At 42.8% G+C, this 21706-nt stretch carries 22 protein-coding genes; 3 read left to right on the top strand and 19 right to left on the bottom strand.

What is annotated here, in order from left to right:
- The 5 genes from HY805_07450 to HY805_07430 all read right to left on the bottom strand — a co-directional run.
- A partial coding sequence (locus HY805_07450; GenBank protein ID MBI4824046.1) for a helix-turn-helix domain-containing protein occupies positions 1-114 on the bottom strand: 114 nt, incomplete at its 3' end.
- A gap of 67 nt (positions 115-181) precedes the next feature.
- Positions 182-637 carry a hypothetical protein gene (locus HY805_07445; protein MBI4824045.1) on the bottom strand — a complete coding sequence of 152 codons (456 nt, stop codon included), beginning with the start codon at positions 635-637 and terminating at the stop codon, positions 182-184.
- An 81-nt stretch (positions 638-718) separates the two neighbouring features.
- The gene (locus HY805_07440; protein ID MBI4824044.1) at positions 719-1768 is read right to left on the bottom strand and encodes a 3-methyl-2-oxobutanoate dehydrogenase subunit VorB; all 1050 of its coding nucleotides are present in this window, start codon (positions 1766-1768) and stop codon (positions 719-721) included.
- Complete coding sequence (locus HY805_07435; protein ID MBI4824043.1) at positions 1765-2757, bottom strand: hypothetical protein; 993 nt, start codon at positions 2755-2757, stop codon at positions 1765-1767. Before HY805_07435 ends, HY805_07440 begins: the two co-directional genes overlap by 4 nt.
- Positions 2758-2825: 68 nt before the next feature.
- On the bottom strand, positions 2826-3845 hold the full coding sequence (locus HY805_07430) for an aspartate-semialdehyde dehydrogenase (protein ID MBI4824042.1): 1020 nt from the start codon (positions 3843-3845) through the stop codon (positions 2826-2828).
- A gap of 298 nt (positions 3846-4143) precedes the next feature.
- Between HY805_07430 and HY805_07425 the strand changes: the two genes are divergently transcribed.
- Complete coding sequence (locus HY805_07425) at positions 4144-5355, top strand: 4Fe-4S binding protein (protein ID MBI4824041.1); 1212 nt, start codon at positions 4144-4146, stop codon at positions 5353-5355.
- Position 5356: 1 nt separating this feature from the next.
- Here HY805_07425 and HY805_07420 read toward each other — a convergent pair whose 3' ends face one another.
- The 5 genes from HY805_07420 to HY805_07400 form a co-directional block, all read right to left on the bottom strand.
- Positions 5357-8086: an MMPL family transporter gene (locus HY805_07420; protein MBI4824040.1), complete on the bottom strand. Its 2730-nt coding sequence runs from the start codon at positions 8084-8086 to the stop codon at positions 5357-5359.
- A 73-nt stretch (positions 8087-8159) separates the two neighbouring features.
- Positions 8160-8963: an outer membrane lipoprotein-sorting protein gene (locus HY805_07415; GenBank protein MBI4824039.1), complete on the bottom strand. Its 804-nt coding sequence runs from the start codon at positions 8961-8963 to the stop codon at positions 8160-8162.
- A gap of 45 nt (positions 8964-9008) precedes the next feature.
- Complete coding sequence (locus HY805_07410; GenBank protein MBI4824038.1) at positions 9009-10118, bottom strand: hypothetical protein; 1110 nt, start codon at positions 10116-10118, stop codon at positions 9009-9011.
- Between the two features lie 116 nt (positions 10119-10234).
- Entirely contained in the window at positions 10235-11011 is a 777-nt protein-coding gene (locus HY805_07405) for a metallophosphoesterase (GenBank protein MBI4824037.1), read from the bottom strand.
- 21 nt (positions 11012-11032) lie between these two features.
- The gene (locus tag HY805_07400; GenBank protein MBI4824036.1) at positions 11033-11443 is read right to left on the bottom strand and encodes a cyclic nucleotide-binding domain-containing protein; all 411 of its coding nucleotides are present in this window, start codon (positions 11441-11443) and stop codon (positions 11033-11035) included.
- Positions 11444-11653: 210 nt separating this feature from the next.
- Between HY805_07400 and hisI the strand changes: the two genes are divergently transcribed.
- Positions 11654-11977 carry a phosphoribosyl-AMP cyclohydrolase gene (gene hisI, locus HY805_07395; protein MBI4824035.1) on the top strand — a complete coding sequence of 108 codons (324 nt, stop codon included), beginning with the start codon at positions 11654-11656 and terminating at the stop codon, positions 11975-11977.
- A 3-nt stretch (positions 11978-11980) separates the two neighbouring features.
- Here the strand turns inward: hisI and HY805_07390 are convergent, their stop codons facing one another.
- On the bottom strand, positions 11981-12475 hold the full coding sequence (locus HY805_07390) for a hypothetical protein (GenBank protein ID MBI4824034.1): 495 nt from the start codon (positions 12473-12475) through the stop codon (positions 11981-11983).
- A gap of 23 nt (positions 12476-12498) precedes the next feature.
- Here HY805_07390 and rlmN point away from each other — a divergent pair, with 23 nt between their 5' ends.
- Positions 12499-13539, top strand: a complete 1041-nt coding sequence (rlmN, locus tag HY805_07385) for a 23S rRNA (adenine(2503)-C(2))-methyltransferase RlmN (protein MBI4824033.1) — start codon at positions 12499-12501, stop codon at positions 13537-13539.
- Here rlmN and HY805_07380 read toward each other — a convergent pair whose 3' ends face one another.
- From HY805_07380 to gcvH, 8 genes are all read right to left on the bottom strand, one after another.
- Positions 13540-15714 (bottom strand): hypothetical protein, encoded by a 2175-nt coding sequence (locus tag HY805_07380; protein MBI4824032.1) that lies wholly within the window; start codon positions 15712-15714, stop codon positions 13540-13542. It abuts the gene before it with no gap.
- Positions 15704-16030, bottom strand: a complete 327-nt coding sequence (locus HY805_07375) for a septum formation initiator family protein (protein ID MBI4824031.1) — start codon at positions 16028-16030, stop codon at positions 15704-15706. The genes HY805_07380 and HY805_07375 overlap by 11 nt, the downstream gene beginning before the upstream one ends.
- 2 nt (positions 16031-16032) lie before the next feature.
- Entirely contained in the window at positions 16033-17301 is a 1269-nt protein-coding gene (gene eno, locus HY805_07370) for a phosphopyruvate hydratase (GenBank protein MBI4824030.1), read from the bottom strand.
- A 500-nt stretch (positions 17302-17801) separates the two neighbouring features.
- Complete coding sequence (locus HY805_07365) at positions 17802-18068, bottom strand: DUF2442 domain-containing protein (protein MBI4824029.1); 267 nt, start codon at positions 18066-18068, stop codon at positions 17802-17804.
- A complete protein-coding gene (locus HY805_07360; GenBank protein MBI4824028.1) occupies positions 18049-18285 on the bottom strand; it encodes a DUF4160 domain-containing protein in 237 nt (78 codons plus the stop codon). Before HY805_07360 ends, HY805_07365 begins: the two co-directional genes overlap by 20 nt.
- Positions 18286-18507: 222 nt before the next feature.
- Positions 18508-19884: a hypothetical protein gene (locus HY805_07355; protein ID MBI4824027.1), complete on the bottom strand. Its 1377-nt coding sequence runs from the start codon at positions 19882-19884 to the stop codon at positions 18508-18510.
- Between the two features lie 2 nt (positions 19885-19886).
- A complete protein-coding gene (gene lpdA / locus HY805_07350) occupies positions 19887-21272 on the bottom strand; it encodes a dihydrolipoyl dehydrogenase (protein ID MBI4824026.1) in 1386 nt (461 codons plus the stop codon).
- Positions 21269-21655, bottom strand: coding sequence for a glycine cleavage system protein GcvH (gcvH, locus tag HY805_07345; GenBank protein ID MBI4824025.1), 387 nt, complete (start codon positions 21653-21655; stop codon positions 21269-21271). Before gcvH ends, lpdA begins: the two co-directional genes overlap by 4 nt.
- Positions 21656-21706: the final 51 nt, after the last annotated feature.

Raw genomic sequence — 21706 nt, 5'->3', positions numbered from 1 at the left:
ATCAGTGTCATACCGGTTGATCCACTTATAGACCGTCTTGCGGCTGACACCGTAAGTAACCGAAAGCTCTGTGATTGTGAAACAACCTTTAAGCCAGTCCGAAATCAAACTCACTCTCTCGTCCATAGGTCTCACCTCTCTTCATGACATCGCAATACCTCCTTGCTCTGCCATTATACTGTTACCCATGTCCGTAGGTTAATCTGTTACCTATGTTAGCAGGTTGCACCCCCTCTTTTCCCCCTTTATTAAAGGGGGATGAAGGGGGATTACTTAGATAAGGAGTTCTGAAAGTCAATGCTACAAGAAAATACACAAGCATGGCATTAAGGATATGAATTGATATATTGAATACATGATAGCCAGTGACATCGAGTCCATGCAGTTTGTAATTTAGTGCAAATGTGAGGTAGCCAATGAATCTGCCTTTGAAGGCACCATAGTATTCAAATCCCTTTGCCTTTGATGGCTCAAGGAAATAGGAAAGGTCTTTAACGATAGGGTTTTTCGCTATAAAACTTTTCTCATCCCATTGAAAAGGTGAATTAAATGTATTTGAGTATGAAAGAATGCCAATGAGGGCTATGAGGCACAGGTGAATGATAGGCTTGCTAACCAAAACAGAAATCCTACTCATAGATTAATTTAACATTTTTGTATCACGGTTGAGAGGATTTCTATCGGCAATTTTAAACTGTTTTTATTTTTCCAAAGCGGTTTAAGAGGTTATTTCTTTTAGCTTCTCGTATACCTCTTCGGCAGTCACTATGGAGCCTCCAGGCCTTCCATAAAGCACTACCTCTGCCTTTCCACAAACATATTGCCTCACATCCTCAACCATCTGTCCTGCATTCAACTCTACTACTACGAACCTCTTGACCCTTTTTGCAAGACTGCTTATCTGTTTCTCTGGAAATGGGAAAAGCGTTATTGGTCTGAAAAGCCCAATTTTAATGCCCTCTTTTCTGAGTTTTCTTTGTGCAGGCAGGGCAAGTCTTGCAGACACTCCAAAGGCAACCACAATAATGTCCGCATCGTCTGTTTGCAGTTCCTCGAACAAGACCTCGTTTTCTTTTATTTTTTTATATTTAGCTTGCCTTGCCATGTTTTTTTCCTCAAGCTCTCCTTCTGCCATATAAAGGGTTTTTATGACATTTGGTGCCCTGCCTTTTGCACCCCTTAATGCCCATGTTTTTTCAGGTAGTGAAGGCTTCTCATAAGGGGTTTGAAACAGGGGCTCCATTGTCTGTCCCATGATTCCGTCTGAAAGGATTATGACGGGGTTTCTATAGAGGTCTGCCCTGTCAAAGGCAAGCATTGTAAGGTCCCAGAGTTCCTGAACGCTGTAAGGTGCATAAACGAGGCACTTGTAATCTCCATGCCCTCCGCCTTTTACAGCCTGAAAGTAATCTGCCTGACTGCCTGATATATTTCCAAGCCCTGGGCCGCCTCTTTGCATGTTCACGATGACCGCAGGTAGTTCGGCAGAAGCAAGAAAGGAGATTCCTTCTTGCTTGAGGCTTATACCCGGACTGCTTGAGGAGGTCATTGCCCTTTGCCCTGCCGATGATGCACCGTAAACCATGTTTATTGCCGAAATCTCGCTTTCTGCCTGAATAAATGTACCTCCTACATCCTGCATACGCCATGACATGTATTCTGGAATCTCGTTCTGGGGGGTTATTGGATAACCTGCGTAAAAACGACAGCCTGCCTGAATTGCCGACTCTGCCACTGCCTCGTTGCCCTTCATCAGAACCTTTTTCATTGAAGGTTCATGACATTGGGCCGAATGTCCTGTGCACCGTATATGTTGCTTTTTAAGTTCTCTGTTGCAGTTAGTATATCTATTGTGCCATCAGGCTTAAGCAGGCTAACTGCCAGATGGCCGTTTAATTCCTTTGGAGATATATCGGACAGTTCAGGAACCATATACAATGAATCTGTGCCGTATGTCTCCGAAAAATCCACATAAAAGTCCTCAAGGCACCTGCCTACATAGCCACCGCCTATAAGAACCTTTTTTGCATTGATTGCCGCAAGGAATTCTACCAGTTTGATAGTATCGTCTTCCTTCAGATAGCCTCTCGTTGAGGTCCTTGAATCCAGATAAAAGACGGACTCGGATTCATTAGTTACTTCGTTCAGGTAACGGGTATACTCATCAGGGCCGCTTTTATAGATATAACCCGAGTACTTCTGGTAGTTTCGGGGCAGAATAATGATAATCAGCTTTTCCTCTGTGGATTTATATTCAAGGAAATCCCTCATGCGTCTTTCCTGAGCCTGAAGCACAGAGAAGATTAGATTCTGGGCAGGGATTGAAAGGAGCCTCTCAACTACATTTCCCTTCGAGAACTCCCCATCCTCATCCGCAAACTTCTTATGCTGAAAGAATGGATAATAGGCAGGATGAACTATGATATAAACAGTGCCGTTATCTAGATATTTCTTATACTCGGAATACTCCTTTTCTGCAATAGTGCGAAGACTTCTAATATTGAGACCTGTATAGGAGTTTTTAATCCACGATGGGTCGTCCTCTATTGTCCTGTTTCTTTCCTCGATTGCCTTTAGTATGGATACGGATTTTTCATCCTCTGATACCTGTAAGGGATGCCTTATTACCTCGATGTCTTTCTGAATAACAACCGGGATTTTTGTGGCACAGGCACAAATAAAACAGAGTGCTATCACACACAATAGTGTCTTTCCGCGCAGAAAAAAAGCTACCTTCTTTCGGGTTAAAAGTCTCATAATACCTATGTTATATAACAATGTTATATATTAATATTATATAGAACCATTTATTTAAATAGCAAGAATTAAGCCAATTCAATGAGTTTTTCTGCGATCTGAACTGCATTAAGTGCAGCACCTTTTCTTAGGTTATCCGCAACTATCCACATGTTTATGCCATTAGGTATGGAGTCGTCCTGCCGAATTCTTCCTACATAGGTTTCGTCTTTACCTGCAACATCAACAGGAATGGGGTAAATATTTTTTTCGGGCGCATCATAAACCACAACACCAGATGCCCTTGAAAGAATTGCCCTCACCTCATCCGGGGTGAGCTTCTTTTGGGTCTCTATGTTTAAGCTCTCCGAATGACATCTAAACACAGGCACCCTTACAGTGGTTGCAGTCACCTTTATAGTTTCGTCGCCCATTATCTTTCTTGTCTCATTGACCATCTTCATCTCTTCTTTTGTATAGCCATTAGGAAGGAACTTGTCTATGTGAGGCAGGATGTTGAATGCAATCTGATGGGGATAGACATTGCACCTGACAGGCTTAAAGCCGAGGATGTCTTTTGTCTGCTCGAGGAGCTCATCCATTGCCTTTTTGCCAGTGCCCGAGACAGACTGAAATGTCGTGACCACAACCCTTTTTATCCTTCCTGCATCGTGTATGGGCTTAAGCACAACGACCATCTGTATGGTGGAGCAGTTGGGGTTTGCAATTATGCCCTTATGCCACTTGAGGTCATGGCTGTTGACCTCAGGGACAACAAGCGGAACATTTGGGTCCATCCTCCACTGGCTTGAATTGTCAATGACAACACAGCCTGAGTTAGCGGCGATAGGAGCCCAGAGCTTAGAGCGCTCCCCGCCTGCTGAAAAAAGCGCAATATCTATGCCCTTGAAAGAGTCCTCATTAATGGTCTCTACAGGGATTTCGTGCCCACGAAAATTAATCTTTAAGCCCTCTGAGCGCTCCGAGGCAAAAAGCAGAAGCCTTTCAATCGGAAATTTCCTGGACTCAAGACAAGTTATCATCTCGTTTCCAACTGCACCTGTTGCACCAACAACGGAAACTATATAACTTGCTTTGTGCTTGAGCATAAATCCTTCTCCTTAAGAAATTTTATTTTAATATAACATAAACCCTCTACATCCTGTAAATCAGCCCTTCTTACCTTTTAATCCTATATTCAGCCTCCTGTCATCTATGAAAAAGGGGGAATGACAAAGCTGTATAAACCATAGTTCTTTTTTCCTTGACAAAAGGGATTTAAGCGGAATAAAGAGGTAGTCAGAAACCACTAAATAACAAAATAGGACATTTGTATTTTGGCTTGACAAGCTGAATTTTGCCCTTGTCTGTAGAAATAGCAATCCAAAGGAGGTTATAATCTTCCCTATGAAAGGGAGAAGGCTCACGCTCCTTATAGTATTTCTCCTATCCCTCTTTTCTGGGTATGCGATTAAGAAAATCTCGCCCGAGCAGAAGGTGGATGAATCTCTTTACCTGAAAGAGGTTTCGCCTGATACAGAGTTCCTCAAAAAGGAAGATACTTATTATCCTTCAAGGGAAGGCATTATCGCATTCAACACATACGATGTCATGCCATCCATAAGAGGCTATGCAGGACCTATAAAGGTTCTCGTTTCACTTAGCCCCGAAGGGAAGATTTACGGCATAAAGCTCCTTGAGCATAAAGAGACCCCTAATTATGTGCATAGCATGGAGACACCTGAGTTCTTAGGGCAATTCTTAGGAAAGGACATAAACGACCCGTTTGAGGAAGACAAAGACATCATGGGCATAAGCAGGGCAACTGTAAGCGTCTCTGCCCTCCTTAGTGCTGTAAGGAAATCATCGAGGGCTATTGCCTCCTCTGTCATGGGCATAGAGGTCATAGAAGAGGTGAAGCCTAAGGGCACCAACATAAAATGGATTATATACCTTGTGCTTTTCCTCCTTTCCCTCGGCTCATATTTCATCACAAGACTCTCTAATAGGCTTCTTAGGCTGAGGGATTTAAGCCTTATCCTAAGCATTGTAGTCATAGGGATATATCTTTCGAGTCCCTTTTCTATCTTGCATGTATTTAACCTTCTCCTTTTAAGGACATCTACTGATACCCTCTGGTATGCAATAGTTATAAGCAGTCTGTTTTCTATATTGATTGCAGGCAGGTTTTATTGCGGATGGCTCTGCCCATTCGGTGCAATATCGGAGTTTATAGGCAGATTGCCTTTAAGAAAATGGGAAATACCTCCTAAGATAGATGACAGATGGAGGAATACCAAATATCTTCTTCTATGGCTTATTATTGTTTCGGTTTTTGTAACTGGCAGGCCTGAGTTTGGAAACTATGAGACATATGTCACGCTTTTTTCCTTTCATGGAAATATCCTTACATGGTCTCTGGTCGGAATAAGCCTTCTTCTAAGCCTTCGTGTAAAGAGGCTCTGGTGCAGGTATCTCTGCCCTGTCTCTGCACTTACAGGAGTTCTTTCAAGGAAAGATAAAGGCTACATAAGCACAAAGGACTGCCCTATGGCAAATAAGCCAAACCCCCTCATCTCGGAGTGTATAAGGTGTAACAGATGCTACAGATTGGATTAACCTAACCTGTCCCTAAAACATTCTGTGCCCTCAACCTGTCGCTAAGGATATGTGAGATGTTCATAAAGAGCTTTGCAGCTATCTTAGGGAATCTTTTTCTTACCCTTTCGAGGGACTTATAGTCAATCTTTAAAAGCTCTGTTTCGTCAAGCGAAATGATATTGGCAGAGCGTGTGCCACCACCTACGAATGCCATTTCTCCTACAATATCTCCTTCCTTGAGTGTTCCAAGCTCTTTGCCTTTGCCTTCGGCCTCGACAGTTGCCTTAACAGAGCCTGTTATAATCATATACATCTCTGTGCCTGCCTCTCCCTGACGGATAATGTATTCCCCATTGGATGCAGAGCGGATGCTTCCAAGAAGGATAACCTTTTTAGCCTCGGACTTACTTAGATTTACAAATATCGGGCTAATCTTTGTGATGTCTTTTTTAAGCTTCACGCGGAGGAAATCCCAGAGCGTTACAAGCTGGACCGACTCAAGAAGAAGCGGGGTAATGAGCATCTCCGATACATATCCGATAAGCATTACCACTGCTGAAAGAAGCCCGAACTGAATCGTTGGATTAAACTCCGAAAGCCCTAAGATTGCAAAGCCTGCTGCAAGTGCTATTGAGGACAAAAGAACAGGCTCTCCTTCGCCTCTTAAGGAATCAAGTATTGCCTGTTTCTGGTCATTCGTTTTTTTCAGCTCTCCGTAATACCGTGCCATGAAATGGGTTGTATCATCGACCGCAATGCCCAATGCAATTGCGGCTACCATGCATGTGCCTGTATTAAGGGGAATCCCGAACCAGCCCATAATTCCAAAATTAAGTATTATAGGCACCATATTGGGAATCATAGAGATTACCCCTGCCCTTATTGACATGAACAGGAATGCCATGATTGCAAAGATAGTTAAGAGCGAAGAGATGAGAGATGTCGCCTGACCTTTTGCCATATAGTCTGCCGCATTGTTAATCAAAACCCCTTCTCCTGTAAACCTCACCGACAGGTCCTTAGAGAAGTTCTTTGCAATGTACCCTTGAATCTCATCTATATACTTTGTAAGTTCCGCAGAGCTTGTGATATTGTGCCTGACAAGAATATTTGCAGTCGAATAATCCGAATCCACATAGCTTTTTGTATCTTCCTCTGCCATAAGGAGCAGGTACTGGGCAATAAGGTTTTTTGAATCAGGGATGACCTGCATCTCCTTTTTCCCGGCATTCATCTCCTTGTTCATCACCCTTATGTAGTCTGACAAAGAAATGCTTTTGTCGAATTTTCCCATGCCATCCATATACTCCTGAAGCCCGGCAATCTGCTTAAGGACAGATGGGTCTTTGACTGCATCTTCTTTTCCTGTCTCCACAACGATGTTAAAGCTCAATGCCCCTGAGAGGTCATTATGGATGCTATCAACCCGCTGTCTTATTAAAGAGCCCTCCTTAAAATAGCTGATAAAATCCGTATTAACCTTAAGCCTGAACCAGCCTGCTACGGCAACGGCAACTATTGCCAAAATCCCGACAACGATAAGGCGCCTGTGTTTCGTATTAAGCCTGATGAACCAGTCTGTAAATGCATCTATATACCTTCTTGATTTCTTAGGTTTTTCTTTCTTAAATACCTTGGGCACAGGCATAAACTGAAGAAAACTCGGGATCACAATAATGGAGATAATGAAGTTAATCGAAAGTCCAAACGAGGCAACGATTCCAAACTGCTTGAGAATCGTAATCTTGTTGAATGCCAGAGAGCTAAATCCTAAAACAGTCGTAGCAGAGGTAAGAAGTATTGGAAGCCCGCACTTCGTTGCCATGTATATGATTGCATCCTTTTTGTTTTTTCCTTCCCTTAAGCCTGTAAAGTACTCCGATATCATGTGAATGTCCTCTGTACAGCCTATTGCTATAAGGAGCGCTGGGACAATGGCAGTGATTACATTTATCGGATACCCTATGAGGGTCATAAACCCCAATGTGGCAAGGATGCTCAATCCGCCCGTAATGATTGGAAGCATTGCCGCAGTCGAGCTCCTGAGGGTTATAAGTAAAAGAAATATAAGGAATGCTACTGACCACGGGATGAGTGTCTGCTGGTCTTTCTGTATATTGGAGCTGAAAGAGACCTTTGTCATGGGGTTTCCTATCTGATAGACCCTGTAGTCTCCTTTGTGCTTGGAAATAAGCCTATCAAGCTCTGCAGAGAATCTCTCATTGAACTTTTTGTCATCAGGCTTTCTCTCGGTAAATATATTGATGCCTGTAATCTTTGAGTCTTTCGATATAAGGTTTTTAAGGAATACATCGTTTCTTTGGGCATCTTCCTTGATTTGACGGAGTCCCTCGGGGTCAGAGGGAATCTCTTCGATTAATTTATCTGTATTGAGGAAATCTCCTTCGCCTTTAATCTTATTGACTGTTGTCAGGCTCTGGATGTTCGTTACGCCGTCTATTTCTACTACCTTATCGGTAAGGGTTTCAACGAGGCTCAGGGTCTCTTGTTCAAAGACATCCTTGCCGTTTTTCCCTTCTACCACGATTACTGTAAGTGTGTCAGAGCCGAACTTTTCCTTAACGCTTTCGTAATAAAGTCTTTCTGGGTCTCCCTCTGCCATAAGGCCCTCTGCAGAGGAATCTATCTCGATAGTCAGAATCTTCACTGAAAGAACTGCAAGGACTATGAAAAGGACAACTACCGATATGATTGGATGCCTGACTACCCAGTTCATGAATTTTGTCATAAGGACTCCTCCTTAGAGGGGCATTGCCCCTGCATTCATTGTTGAGTTAAATAAAATCCGCTATAGCCTCTACCTATTGCGACATCAGTTGTCTTAGGCTGAAGAAGTCTTCCTTCAGTCCTTTGTTTACTTCCCTTGACTGGACAGCTAATGTAGTCTTGTGGTTTTCCTCATGGTCTTCCATTACTATCTCATCGCTTCTCCAGACAGAGCCACTGACATTCTTCGGGTTTTTGTTTTCCTGTGTCTTTATATGTTTTCCTTTTTTGTCATAATATTCTACCTTTACCGTAAAGAAGATGTCCTTTCTGATCCAGAACTTTCGCTTTGAGTATCCGCTTTCCTTTTCTTCCTTCCCTATTGGGATAGCCTCTATTACATAGCAGTCCTTTCCTTCGATTGTCTCGCTTGCAGTAAGGTTATACTCATGTGTCGAGAGGTTTTCGGGACGGAGGTCCTCGAAGGCAAAGTCAGTGCCCATAAACTTGTTCTTTTTACCTCCAGAGGCAATGCGTTTTTCCTTTCCAAGCTCTGGAAGGTAAAGCCACTGGTCATCATCTCTGCCTTTTTGCTCCCATGTAAGAAGCCCTGTGCCTTTGATGTCAGAGGGCTTGTTGAATATCATCATTATCTTGTTGACTGTAGAGGCAGTCTTCATGGAATATCTGACAACCTCTCTTTCCTTTACATTGCCTTTTTTGTCTATGAGCTTCATGGAAAGGACCTCTTTTTCGTCGTTTGCCTGCTGGATCTGTTTCTGCTTTTCCATAATCTCTTTTCCAGTCATTGCGGAAGAAACTGTAGGTGCTAAGACAATGGCTAAAGAAAAGGCAAATATCCATAAACCCATGAACAGACTTCCTGATGGCTTTTTCATACAAACCCCCTCATTGGAAATTCTAAAGATTATATATCAACAGTCTTAAAAATGCCATATAAGATGCGCAAAGAAGCGGTCGTTTTTCCTCCACTTGCCCCAGAATGTCTCCCTGTCGCCCCTGAGGATGTCAAAGCCAGCCTTCAACTTAAGCTTGTCTGAAAACTTGTAAGTTGCCTTTGGCTGTATGTAGTAGTCATCGTCGGAGATGTTATATGAGCCTCCGAGCTGAAACTCGGCATCCTCATTAAATTTAAAGACCAGACTTCCAAGCACAGAGTTTTTGAATGGCCTGCTGTAGGAGGATGAGCTATGCCGATTTGGATTTCTCTTTCCAAGTGTTATCCCTTCGCCTGCGTACTCGAAATAAAGGCTCAGTTTCTCGATAAGCTCTCCAAGCTCATCCCAGCTATAACTTCCACCTGCTATATAGGCAATGAAATCGTCGTCGTTTCCGTGAAGTGTGTCCCTGTGGGATACCTCTGCATGAAGCTCTAACTTGTCAAATGTCGTGGCAGTTGCAAAGCCGTACTCGTTTATGGGGTTGAATTTGGGGGTATAGTATGTTGTCCCTGCTATGACCTCTTCTTCTGCCGCAGGTATGCTGTCCATGCCATGGTAGATGCTCAATGCAAAGTCCCAGCCTGAAATGGTTGTCTTAAGCCTTCCTGCCATCTGAGTGTTTTCGAGGGTGTTGGCTGGAACCTCCCTTCCCCTCAAATCTGCCTGAGGAAGCTGGGACACTGTTGTGATGGTCACCTGGTCTTCTACATTGCCTGCCCACCTGTTGTTTTGCTCAGGCAGTCGTGACGGAGTGAAAAGAGGTATCAGCACAACCTCGACAGTGGACTCTCCAATGGCATATTCAACCGAGGCTGAGAAGACTCCAAGCTTTTCCCTGTCAAGAAAATCCATAAAGTCATAAGGGTTTATGTTGTCAGTGGGATTAAAGCCCTCTGCCTTGCCCCAGGAGTAAAGCCTTTTGCCTAAATAAAAATCTGCCTGCTCACCACGAAATGCTATATATGCCTCTTTGAAATTCACATAATATCTTCGCTCATCTGCTTCCTTTGCCGTGTCAACCACGCCCTGTGTAAAGTGCCTGTTGTCTCCTCTGAATAAAGGCTTTAAAACAATGCTTTTCCCCTTGCCCAAAGGGTATTTCAGGTCTAAATTGAGGAGCAACTCATGGAGATATTGTTTTTTGTCCTGTCTGACCTTATGGAATTGCCCAAAGAATTTGTATTCGGCAGTGCCTTTTATATTTTCCTTTAAGAAGTCTTTAATGCCTTTTTTCTGCGTGCCTTCTTGGGTATTTTCTCCTGATTGAGGTTGCTATCAATCTCTACATAATGGCCTATCTTGCCAATCCAGCTTCCTGTATTGAAGTACTTTCTATTTTGTCCTGAATCGTATATGCCAAACCTGTGGGTATGACCAAAGACAACCACATCAAAGCCTCTTTTGAGAATATCCTCTGCGGCCTCGATAGAGGAGCGCCTGTCAAACAAGCCAACATCCTGCTTTTTTGCTAAAATGGAGGAAAAGGCAAGAAGTGCCTTATCCCAGACACGGAAAAGCCCTGGTGCTGCCCTTAAAAGGAGTCCGAAAAACTTCGTCAGCTGTATGTAAATCTCTGGATGATAAAGAAAGAAGCGGTCATAGAGGTGTCCATGCTCTATATGGATGCGCCTTTTACCTGAGACAACATCGAGGAATGGCACTACATTAAAAATCCCGGAGTCCTCGAGAAATCCCTCGAGGTATATGTCGTGGTTTCCAACTATGTAGTAGATTTTGTTACTGCCTGAGTTTAAAAAGCCCCGTAGTGCCTCCAGAACATCAGGGAAAACGAGCATTAATTTCGGAAACGATATCTGAAGAAGGTCAAGCCCATCTCCGTTGATGCAGAGGTTTACATCCTTACCTGAGATGTGCTTGAGGAAAGAGCTAAATCCTCCTCCCTGAATAAAAGAGGGATTCCCTAAATGAAGGTCCGAGATGATATAAAGATGCTCTTCCTCTACTAAGGTATTAAATCTGCCCATCTGCACCCCGAAAATAATTTTTTATTTTAAATACTCTGCCATTTCCACTGTCTTTGCTGATTCGGCATCCTTCTGTGCTGAGAGTTTTTCATTGAGAACCCTGATTCTATTACTCATCCTCTGCATTAAGCTAAAGGCAAATGTTGGGTCTTTCCTTATCTTTACAAGGAAATTCCCTGCATTCAGCACCAGAAGGCTTGTTTCCTCTCGTGCTATGACAGTGGCAGACCTTCTGACATTCTCAAGTATGGACATCTCCCCAAAGAAATCACCCCTTTGAAGTGTGGCAAGATGAATTCTACCTTCCCCTTCTCCCTTAAAAACATCAACAGAGCCAGACTGGATTATGAACATCTCCCTACCTGGGTCGCCTTCCCCGATGATAGTGTCGCCTTTCTTAAAAGCCCTTACTATGTCCTTTTCCCGCCACATAGGAAATACTATATTCGTTTTCATGTAATTTTTCAACAGGAGGCTATCTTTTACTTGACAAAAGCTTTAAAGGATGGACTCGCAATGACAAGAAAAGGTGGAAAAGGAGATGGCAACGATTTTTTATACGATAGGACATTTCTACTTTGGCTTGATAGAGAAGATTCTAAAAAATGGATTAAAAGGGGTATTTTATGTAAAATAATTAAAATGCTGCCTGAGCTTAAATATGACGAAAAAGGTCTTATCCCTGCTGTAATACAGGAGGTAAATACAGGCGAGGTCCTGATGGTCGCCTATATGGACAGAACCGCCCTCGAGATGACTCTTAAAACAGGGTACACACACTTCTGGTCACGCTCAAGAAAGAAATACTGGAAAAAGGGCGAGACCTCAGGCAATTTGCAAGAGGTAAAAGAGGTCCTTTATGACTGTGATGAGGACACACTCCTCGTAAAGGTCATCCAGAATGGCTCAGGTGCATGTCATACAGGCAATAGGACCTGCTTTTTTAGAAAGATTGAGGATAAGTAATATCTATTGGACAGGATAGTAGATTATCTTTATATAGACACCTTCTTTTAATTTCTCAATCTGGCTTTTCAGTTTCTCGTTTACTTCCTTTTCCTCAAGATAAACCTCAATCTTTTCTCTAACATCCTTAAGTTTTAGCCCCTTAAATTCTGCCTTGTTTTTATTAAAAAAATCCTCTATCTCATTCTCGGATATGTTTACGAATGCCCTGACCTTGAGGTCGATATACTGCTCTATAACAGCCTCATCGCTTTCTGCCTCAAGCCTAAGCCTCCTTGCATCCATGAGAATCAGTGACCTGTTAATCAAGGTGTTTAAGACCTCCTCATAGCTTATATCGGGTTTTAGTTTTACTGTCTTTCGGTAAGCATCCTCGAGCTCGCTCAAGGTTATTGCCTCATCGTCTATAAATGCAGAGACCCTTTCGATGACCTCTGCCTGAAGAGGCAGAGTCACAAATAGCATTGCTAAAACTAAGATACCTTTTATCTTAAGCATCCTTTGAAAAGTTATAATAAAACATGGATAAAGTCAATCTAAGGGCATTAAGCTCAAACGAGATAAAGGAATTTGTAAGTGAGCTTGGACTGCCTGATTACAGGGCAGGTCAGATACTCAGGTGGATTTATGTAAAATCGGCAAGTAGGATTGATGAGATGACAGACCTTTCCAAAGACCTAAGGCTAAGGCTCGATGAGCTCTCATATCTAAGCAGTCTTGAGCTTATCGAAACAAGGGTATCTCGGGACGGCACAAAGAAATTTCTCTTTGGATTAGAAGATGGAAATAAGGTTGAAAGCGTTTTAATTCCCGATGAGGACCGCCTTACGCTCTGCATCTCATCACAGGTAGGCTGTGCCCTGGCATGCAGGTTCTGTCTGACAGGAAGGATGGGGCTAAAGAGAAATCTAAGGGCATTTGAAATAATAGAGCAGGTTATATCGGCAAGAAGGCTTTCTCCTGAAAGCCAAATAACCAATATTGTGCTTATGGGAATGGGAGAACCTCTTATGAACTTTACCGAGGTGATAGAGGCACTTTTCAGGCTAACCGAGCTTATGCATTTCCCTACAAGAAAGATAACCCTTTCAACCGCAGGCATAGTTCCAAAAATACTAAAACTCTCAGAGACGGCTCCTCATGTAAACCTTGCGGTGTCCCTTAATGCAACTACCGATAAGGTCAGGGATTTTATAATGCCTGTTAATAGAAAATACCCGATTAAAGCCTTGATTGGTGCATGCAGGAGCTATTCCCTTCAAAAAAGAAGAAGGATTACATTTGAATATGTTCTTTTAGATGGAATAAACAATAAAGAGGACGATGCAAAAAGGCTCGTAAGACTGATTAAGGGAATTCCATCGAAGGTCAATCTCATACCATTTAATGAGTACGATGGGTGCGAGTTTAAAAGACCATCAGATGAATCTACCCTCAAGTTTCAGGATATCCTGATTAGCTCAGGGCTTACAGCACTCATAAGAAAAAGCAAAGGCAAAGACATAATGGCAGCATGTGGCCAGCTAAGCGTAATAGGCTCCAAAAATTCAGGTATCATCTAATTAATACCACATTATAGCCTCAAAGTCAGCAGTAGGTGCAATCAGGCTTATATAGCCCCTCCATGGGCATCTTTCTATCTCATCTCCTTCCTTATTCACAGAGATAGAGAGGGCTACCTCATCTGAGGGCTTTACATCTAGAGATGAAAAGGGTATTCCTATCTCGAAAATCTCATCTATTGCTACATCCGCTATATCTATCTTTTTCTGCCATATCTCGCCTGATTTCTCAAAAAGCCCTGCTTCTAATTTATCCGTGAGTGTGACATCTACTTTAAACCCATCTGGTTTTAAGAAAAATATACTTAGGGTCGAGCCTTCGGGGAACTCCCTGAATGGAAGCTTTGGGTCTAATCTGAGGAAGAGGTTATCGAGGTTAAAGCCATAGTGTATCTCTGAAAGAAGGCTTTCTGCCTTATGCATGCTTCCGCCTGATTTTCCTACATCCATAGATGCAGACTGATACCATTCGAAATAGCTTGTAACTATTCCATCCATTTTAGGGCTGATAAAGCCCCTAATGGTCTTTTTTGGCAAAACAGCCCTATCTGCCTTGAGGATTGGTATATAGAGGTGTGAGGGTGGCTCTTTCCCGATTTCCCTATAAACCTTAATGAGGTTTGCCCTATAAAGCTCATCGAATTCCTTTTGGGTTTCAGAGAGATGCTCATCTCCATACCACCAGTTCCAGTCGCTTCCTTCTGCAATGTATATAGCTCTCCATGCCTTAGAGAGGTTTTCTGAGGGGTGCTGGCTTTGAAACTCAGAAAGGCTATCCCTTGTCTCCAATAGGTAATCCCACGAAAGGTTGTCCTCCTCATGTCCTATCCATGTCTTGAAGTTTGCATAAATCCATGAGCCAGAATGGAGTCTTTCGAGGGGCTCTGAATCCGGATGCTCCATGAGATACTCTGAGACAGTAACTGTCCTTAGCCTTTCTTCTTTCTCTATGCCTTCATATAGATAAAGAAGGAAGTCCCTTCCATCGTTTCTGTAGTATTCCCATGCGTTTTCTCCATCTAAGATTATTGGGACGATATACCTACTGCTTTCTCTAAGGGTTTTTTGGATGCCAATGAGATTTTTAATCAAGTCCTTTGCGGCATCCCTTGGGTTCCAACTCGAATACACAAACCCTATGAGGTCAGATAAGCCATGGTCCCTGAATATGATATTTACATCTGAAAATCTATATGCCTTATAAAGGATATTCGGCTCTGCTATATGCCCTGCCTTGTCCCTCATGGGCTTTGAAATAGATATTCCAAGCACCTCCTCGTCAGTTGCAGTCCAGTTGATGCCTTCATTCCTCATTGCCTTTAAGACGGACTCTGAGACAGAGCCTTCTGGGGGCCACATGCCAAAGGGCTTTTTGCCAAATACCCTTTGAAAGTAATCCATTGCATTTTTAATCTGCCATACTGCATCTTCTGGATGCATAAACCTTCTTTTCGGAAGTCTTATGTCAGGAGTTGATTTTTTTGCCTCGTCAGTGTCCTGAAGAAGAGGCAGTATGGGATGATAATATGCTGATGTCGAAAGCTCTATCTGTCCTGCATCCCATAGCTCCTTGTATCTGGGCAGTATCTTTCCGATTATCTCAAACTGCTTTCCAAGAACAACTGCCTTGTCATTGCCAGTGTAACCACTGCCTTTATCTACAATCTCAGATAGTTCCTTGTCCGTCTGCCTAAAAAGCGGGTCTATCCATGCAAGGTTAAACAGCACCTGAAGGTCGAGAAAGTCCTTTTTATCGAAATACCTGAGTGTGCTTTTCGCCTCTCCTTTTGAAAACCTGAGACCTCTCATCCTCAGAAGCTCATGGTATCTCGGAAATGGCTTTATCATTGTCTTCCAGTTTGCATAGAAAAAATTCTCTAACATGAATGCCTTGTCCTCATTGGTAAGGGAATCTGCCTCTTTTCCTGCTATATCGAGATATGTCTCCACAACATTACCCTCCGAGTAATCCTTAATCTGCTCGAGGAGGGAGGGAACGAGGTTGAATGTCTGCTTTATCGAGGGGAATCCGCTTAGGATTTCAACCATGTCCAGATAGTCTTTAACTGCATGAAGTCTTACCCAGGGAAGTATGTATGAACCTGTAAAAGGGTCTTTGTAGTAAGGCTGGTGCATGTGCCAGAGGAAGGCAACATTTAATGGGTCATTTGTCATAAACGAAAATGTATTCGTCGGGTTTTGAAAGGCTAAAGTCTTCTCTTGCGTGCTTTTCCATGTAAAAGTCGTTTTCCTTGTAGGAGTCGATAGATGCCTTTAGGTTTGCATTCTGCCTTTTAATATCCTCTACCTCTGTTTGAAGTGCAGTTTCCTTCTGCTTTAGATTCATGAATCTAAGGATGCCTGTTTCGCCAAAGATAAAGCTTACCGCTATATAGAGCAAAAACAGAAGTGCGGCTGTATAAAACACATATCTTCTTTTCCTGAGCTCCTGCCTTACCTGCCTTTTAAGAAGATTAGCCGAGTTCGTCATTTCTACATTATATTATAAAACGCAGACATTTTTTTATATATAGCCCTTTCTGACAGTTCTTCCTCTATTCTGAGAAGCCTGTTATATTTAGCCACCCTCTCGCCTCTGGCAAGAGAGCCTGTTTTTATAAAGCCTGTGTTACATGCAACCGAAAGGTCTGAAATCGTAGTGTCCTCTGTCTCGCCTGAGCGGTGGGATATGACTGCTGTGTAGGAGGCTGTCTTTGTCATCTCTATGGCATCCAATGTCTCTGTGAGTGTGCCTATCTGGTTAAGCTTTATGAGCACCGAGTTTGCAATCCCCTCCTTGATTGCCTTTGAGATAATGTTTGTGTTTGTGACAAAGACATCGTCGCCAACAATCTGTGTCTTTTTGCCTAATGCACTTCCAATGAGTCTCCATCCATCCCAGTCATCCTCTGACATACCATCTTCTATGGATAATATGGGGTATTTCTCGATGAGGCTCTGATAGTATGAGACTAATTCCCTGCTTGAGAGCTTTTTGCCTTCGAAACTGTATTTTCCGTTTTCGTAAAACTCCGATGCCGCAACATCCAGCGCCATGTAGATATCTTTTTCATATCCTGCTTCCGAGATTGCCTTAAGAATCAGGGATAATGCCTCTTCGTTGTTTTTTAAATCAGGAGAGAATCCGCCCTCATCTCCAACTGAGGTGGAATAGCCGTATTTTTCGAGAATCCTCTTAAGTGTATGAAAGACCTCTACTCCTGCCCTGAGTGCCTCGCTAAAGCTTTTGAAATTTACAGGCATTATCATGAATTCCTGAATGTCTAAGTTATTTGCCGCATGAACGCCTCCATTAAGGATATTCATCATAGGAACTGGAAGCACCCTCGCATTTACGCCTCCTATATATCTATAAAGCGGGAGTCCTGTCTCCATAGCAGATGCCCTGCACACTGCCATAGAGACCCCTAAGATTGCATTTGCTCCAAGCCTCTGCTTGTTTTCCGTGCCATCTAACTCTATGAGGAGATTGTCTATCAAAGGCTGGTCAGTGGATTCTCTTCCCCTTAATCTCGGCTCTATCTCATCGATAACATTTTTGACTGCAAGCCTTACGCCTTTCCCGTGGTATCTTTTGTCTTTGTCCCTAAGCTCAAGTGCTTCTTTTTTTCCTACTGAGGCACCTGATGGCACACCTGCTCGGGCTGTGGCTCCACTGTCCAGCATAACCTCTACCTCAACAGTCGGATTTCCCCTTGAGTCCAATATCTCTCTTGCATGTATTCCTATAATCTCTCCCATAACGCCTCCTCCTTTACCCGGGTCCCCAAAAAATCACAGATTTTTTGGGGTTCAAAATATAATCTCAAATCTTATTATCAAGCCAATTTAGAAATGTCCTATCAGACCTCCTTGCTTTAATTTAATAGGGGAGGGGTGGTGGTATGCTAAGTCCTTGATTTTTAATGATTCCTGCTTTAATTTTGCTTTAATAATTAACATTAATCCCCGTCATTCTGCACCCCTTCCATCATCCTGGCTTGTCCAGCTTGTCATTCTGGCTTGTCCAGAATCCTTCTTAAAGAACGATTCCCGACAAGCGGGAATGACCTGTCTTTCCCAGTTTCTTATAAACTATAGTCATATAGTATAGGATTTAACCCCTTTTGTCAAGTAAAAAATGAACTATGGTTTTAAATCCCGCTTCTGTGGGAGAGGGCAAGGGTTAAGACATTTGAGATTCCGAGACAAGCTTGGAATGACATAAGCGAAAAAAATCTTTTTCATAAAACCCTCCTCCTTTATGGTAATTGAAAATTACCAGTAACAATTCCTGGCACTGTAATATCCTCATCCAGAGACTCCCACCTTAATGCATAGCCGTTTAACCGTATCTTTACTTCTTTTAGCTGTTCATCGGTTGCGTTTTTAAGAATCTTGAATCGGTCAGCAGGAAAACCAATTATTCTGCCATCTGTAAGCTCTACAAAAACCATTCTGCCTTCTGCCCATGCCCTTATAGCAGTAGGTTCAACAATTGTTTCTTTTTCAGCGCTTATGGTAGTCATAATATTTCTCCTTTAAAAAAGTTTGATGTTCAAAGACTAATTTTTCAATCTCCCGAATTATACGAGGAGTAACACCTTTGTTTCTTGCAAGTCTAATAGGCTCTAACCAGAATTTGCATTCGCCCTCAGGGGTTTCTATATGAATGTGTGGAGGCTCTCTAAGCTCATCAGAATAGAAATGGAATCTGTAAGAACCTATCCTTAAAACAGTAGGCATACTTTTACCACTTGAGCCTTTTGAGAATTATACCACATCTTGAGCTATTACTAAAGAGAGATGTCTCACCTATTAAAATTAATGCAAATAGCCTTTTCATAAAACCCCTCCTAAAATTGTCATCATACACCATATCTGTCATGCTGAACTTGTTTCAGCATCTCAGTTTAGCATCTCTTAGACCCTGAAATAAATTCAGGGTGACAAAATCCAAAACCTTTCTTATACATACTGGCTTAACAGCATCCCTGACTTCTTTACATCCAATGGCTTTCCCAGAAGCTCTGCCCTGTTTTCTATATGCCTGAGGGTCGTCTCAAGAAATATCCTAAAGTGCCTGCATATCTCCAATGCTCGCTCAAACTCCTCGGCAGTTATAGTGTCAGACATGAATTTCTGTATCTCCTCGAAAAAAGATAAAAACTCTTCATAGTCGTCATGCCTGAGAAGTCTGAATGTAAAGCTCTCGAAATATGACATGAAGCTTCTGAGGGATTTAAGTATGGCAGTTCCTTTTTTAAGCTCCTGTTTTTCTTTTTCGAGCCTGCTCAGGATTTGGTCAAACACATATATATCTTCTCTTAACTTAAGGGATTGCTCTATTTTTGTGGTAAAGCTCGAAAATATCTCCTCGCCTTTTATCAGGGGACTGAAGACCTGTGCAATCTGGATGATAGCCTGCTCCGAGAGGTTTTTTAATATTCCGTGGCTGTTTTCAATCTTACCTCTAAGCTGTTTTGGGGCTTTCTTTTCGAATATATCCTTTAGCTCCTGAAGATAGACCCTTTTTGTCTCCATCGAGAACTGATAGGAAAGAGACTGAAGGGTTTCCTTCAGTCTTTCGTCTTCGAGCTTATTGCCAATCCTTTCTATGTAATTCCTGAATGCCTCGATCTCAAACCTAAGGAGGATTGTTATGAGTAGGGATGAGTGAAGTGCCGTATATCTTGGGGTAGTTATGTCCACATGTCCTAAGTGTCTAAGGAACCTGAAAAGCTGAACGAATATCAGGGACACTGCCTTTTTAACATTCCTGTCATTTATGTTTCTGACGATTTCGGAAATCCTATGGTTTTCTATTGTATCGAATTCGGGATTTATGTCTTTTATAAATGGGTTAAAGAATGCATTGTCCCTTATGCTCTTGACAATGACCTCGCCTATGTTTGTAAAGCCTACATATGTTATGTTTTCGTTTCTGAGGAGGTCGGTAATAATGCCCTTCAAGTTTATGAAGGAGTCATAAAGAAGGTAGAGGCCCTTTTCAGGGGTGTCCTGTTTGTATATCTCTACGGTGAAGAAATCCCTTTTCATGTCGTCAAAGAGTTTAGCCTCTGCGAACTTCTGAAACCCGTATGCATTTTTTTTGTTCTCTGGGATTACAACCTCCAATACACCTAATATTCTGAGTGTGGTGTCACGGGCTACGGTGAGCTCGTTGCGAAAGTTTTTACCTGCGGTTACATCCTTTGAAAACGACTTATTGGACTGCCTGAAGAATCTATCCAAAGCCCTTAGAAGCACATCCAATTCAGAGAACAGGTATCTGTAGGTTTGCCTTGAAACCGTAACCCAATTGGATTCTTTCTTTGCGATCACATTTATTTTTTCGGCAGATGAATTGCAGTTCCATGGACATCCTCTGCCGCCTCCATAACTCCTTCCGAGAGTGTTGGGTGTGCATGGATTGTGTCTGAAATGTCCTTAATCTTTAGCCCTGCCCTTATGGCAAGTGCTATTTCATGTATGAGGTCAGCGGCATGAGGGCCTATGATATGCCCTCCAAGAACCCTGTCTGAGGCTTCCTCTGCAATCAGCTTTATAAGCCCAGTAATCTCTCCCATTGCATGTGCCTTCCCTAATGCCCTGAACTGGAAGTGGCCTGTTACTGTCTTAATGCCTTTTTCTACTGCCTGAAATTCCCTGAGCCCTACGGATGCTATCTCTGGAGATGTGAATATAGCGGCAGGTATAACAGAGTAGTCCATGAATGCCTCCATCTCGCAGGCATTTATTGCAGAGACAATGCCTCCTTTGGATGCCACATGGGCAAGGAGCACCCTGCCTGTTACATCTCCGATTGCGTATATCCCGCTGATATTGGTCTCCATTTTTTCATTGACCGTTATCTCGCCTTTAGGTCCTTTCTTTATACCTACTGCCTCTATGCCGAGCCTTTCTGTGTTTAATGCCCTGCCTATGGAGACTAATATTTTTTCGGCAGAAACGGATGTGCCGTTTGAGAGCGTGGCATGGATACCGTCTTCCTTTCCTACGACATTCTCTACGCTGACATTAGTCATGAGCCTTATCTTTTTTTTCTTAAGTTCTCTTTCGAAAAGCTCTGAGATTTCTATGTCCTCTGTCGAGACGGCACGCGGAAGCATTTCTATCATTGTTACCTCTACGCCGAGTGCGCTGAATATACAGGCAAATTCGCATCCTATGGCACCTGCACCAACGATTATAAGGCTCTTTGGGAGGTCGGTCAGGTTCAGGGCATCGTCGCTTGAAAGGATTCTTTTTCCGTCAAATGGAAAAAGAGGAAGCTTTGCAGGTCTTGAGCCCGTAGCAATAATAATCTTATCTGCCTCTACTACGAGGGTTGAGCCGTCTTTCTTTTGGACATCTACCACATCAGGGCTTTTGAGCATCCCCTTACCCTCGATAAGGTTTATGCCATAGCTTTTAAAAAGTCCTCTTATGCCTTTTACCTGAGTGCTTACGACCTTGTTTTTTCTTTCTATTATTTTTTTTATGTCAGGCACAAGCTCGCCCTTAAGCTCTATGCCAAAGTCTTGTATACCCCTTGCCTTCTGATATGCCTCGGTAGAGGCAAGAAGTGCCTTTGTTGGAATGCACCCTCGGTTCAGACATGTTCCACCGACCTCTGTGTCCTCTATTATGGTAACACTTGCACCTAACTGTGCTGACTTAATAGCCGAGACATATCCGCCTGGGCCTGCTCCGATTATGACAAGCCTCACTTTGCCTCCTCTTCTATGAACTTCTCGTATTCTCCTGAATCCATAAGGTCATCCACCTCCGAGTCCGAGGACATCTCGATAACCGCAATCCAGCCTTTTCCATAAGGGTCCTCGTTTATTATCTCTGGGGACTCAGAGAGGTCCTCATTGACCTCTATGACCGTTCCTGATACAGGGGATATAACAGAGGATGTTGCCTTTGTGGATTCTATCTCAGAGACCTCTGTGTTTTGCTCGACTGTGGAGTCTGTCTCAGGCAGGTCTATATAGACTATATCGCCCAACGCCTCCTGAGCATAATTGGTTATGCCTATGGTCGCCTTTTTACCGGAGACCTTAACCCATGTGTGCTCTCTGTGGTACCTTAGATTCTCAGGGTTCATTTTTATCTCACCTCCTGTTAAATTTTATCCTGCTTTAGAGCAAGCATTAGT

This window comes from Nitrospirota bacterium (assembly GCA_016207905.1).
Taxonomy (GTDB): domain Bacteria; phylum Nitrospirota; class Thermodesulfovibrionia; order Thermodesulfovibrionales; family JdFR-86; genus JACQZC01.
Note: the sequence above shows the minus strand (reverse complement) of the source record. Positions and strands in the feature narration are given on the sequence as shown.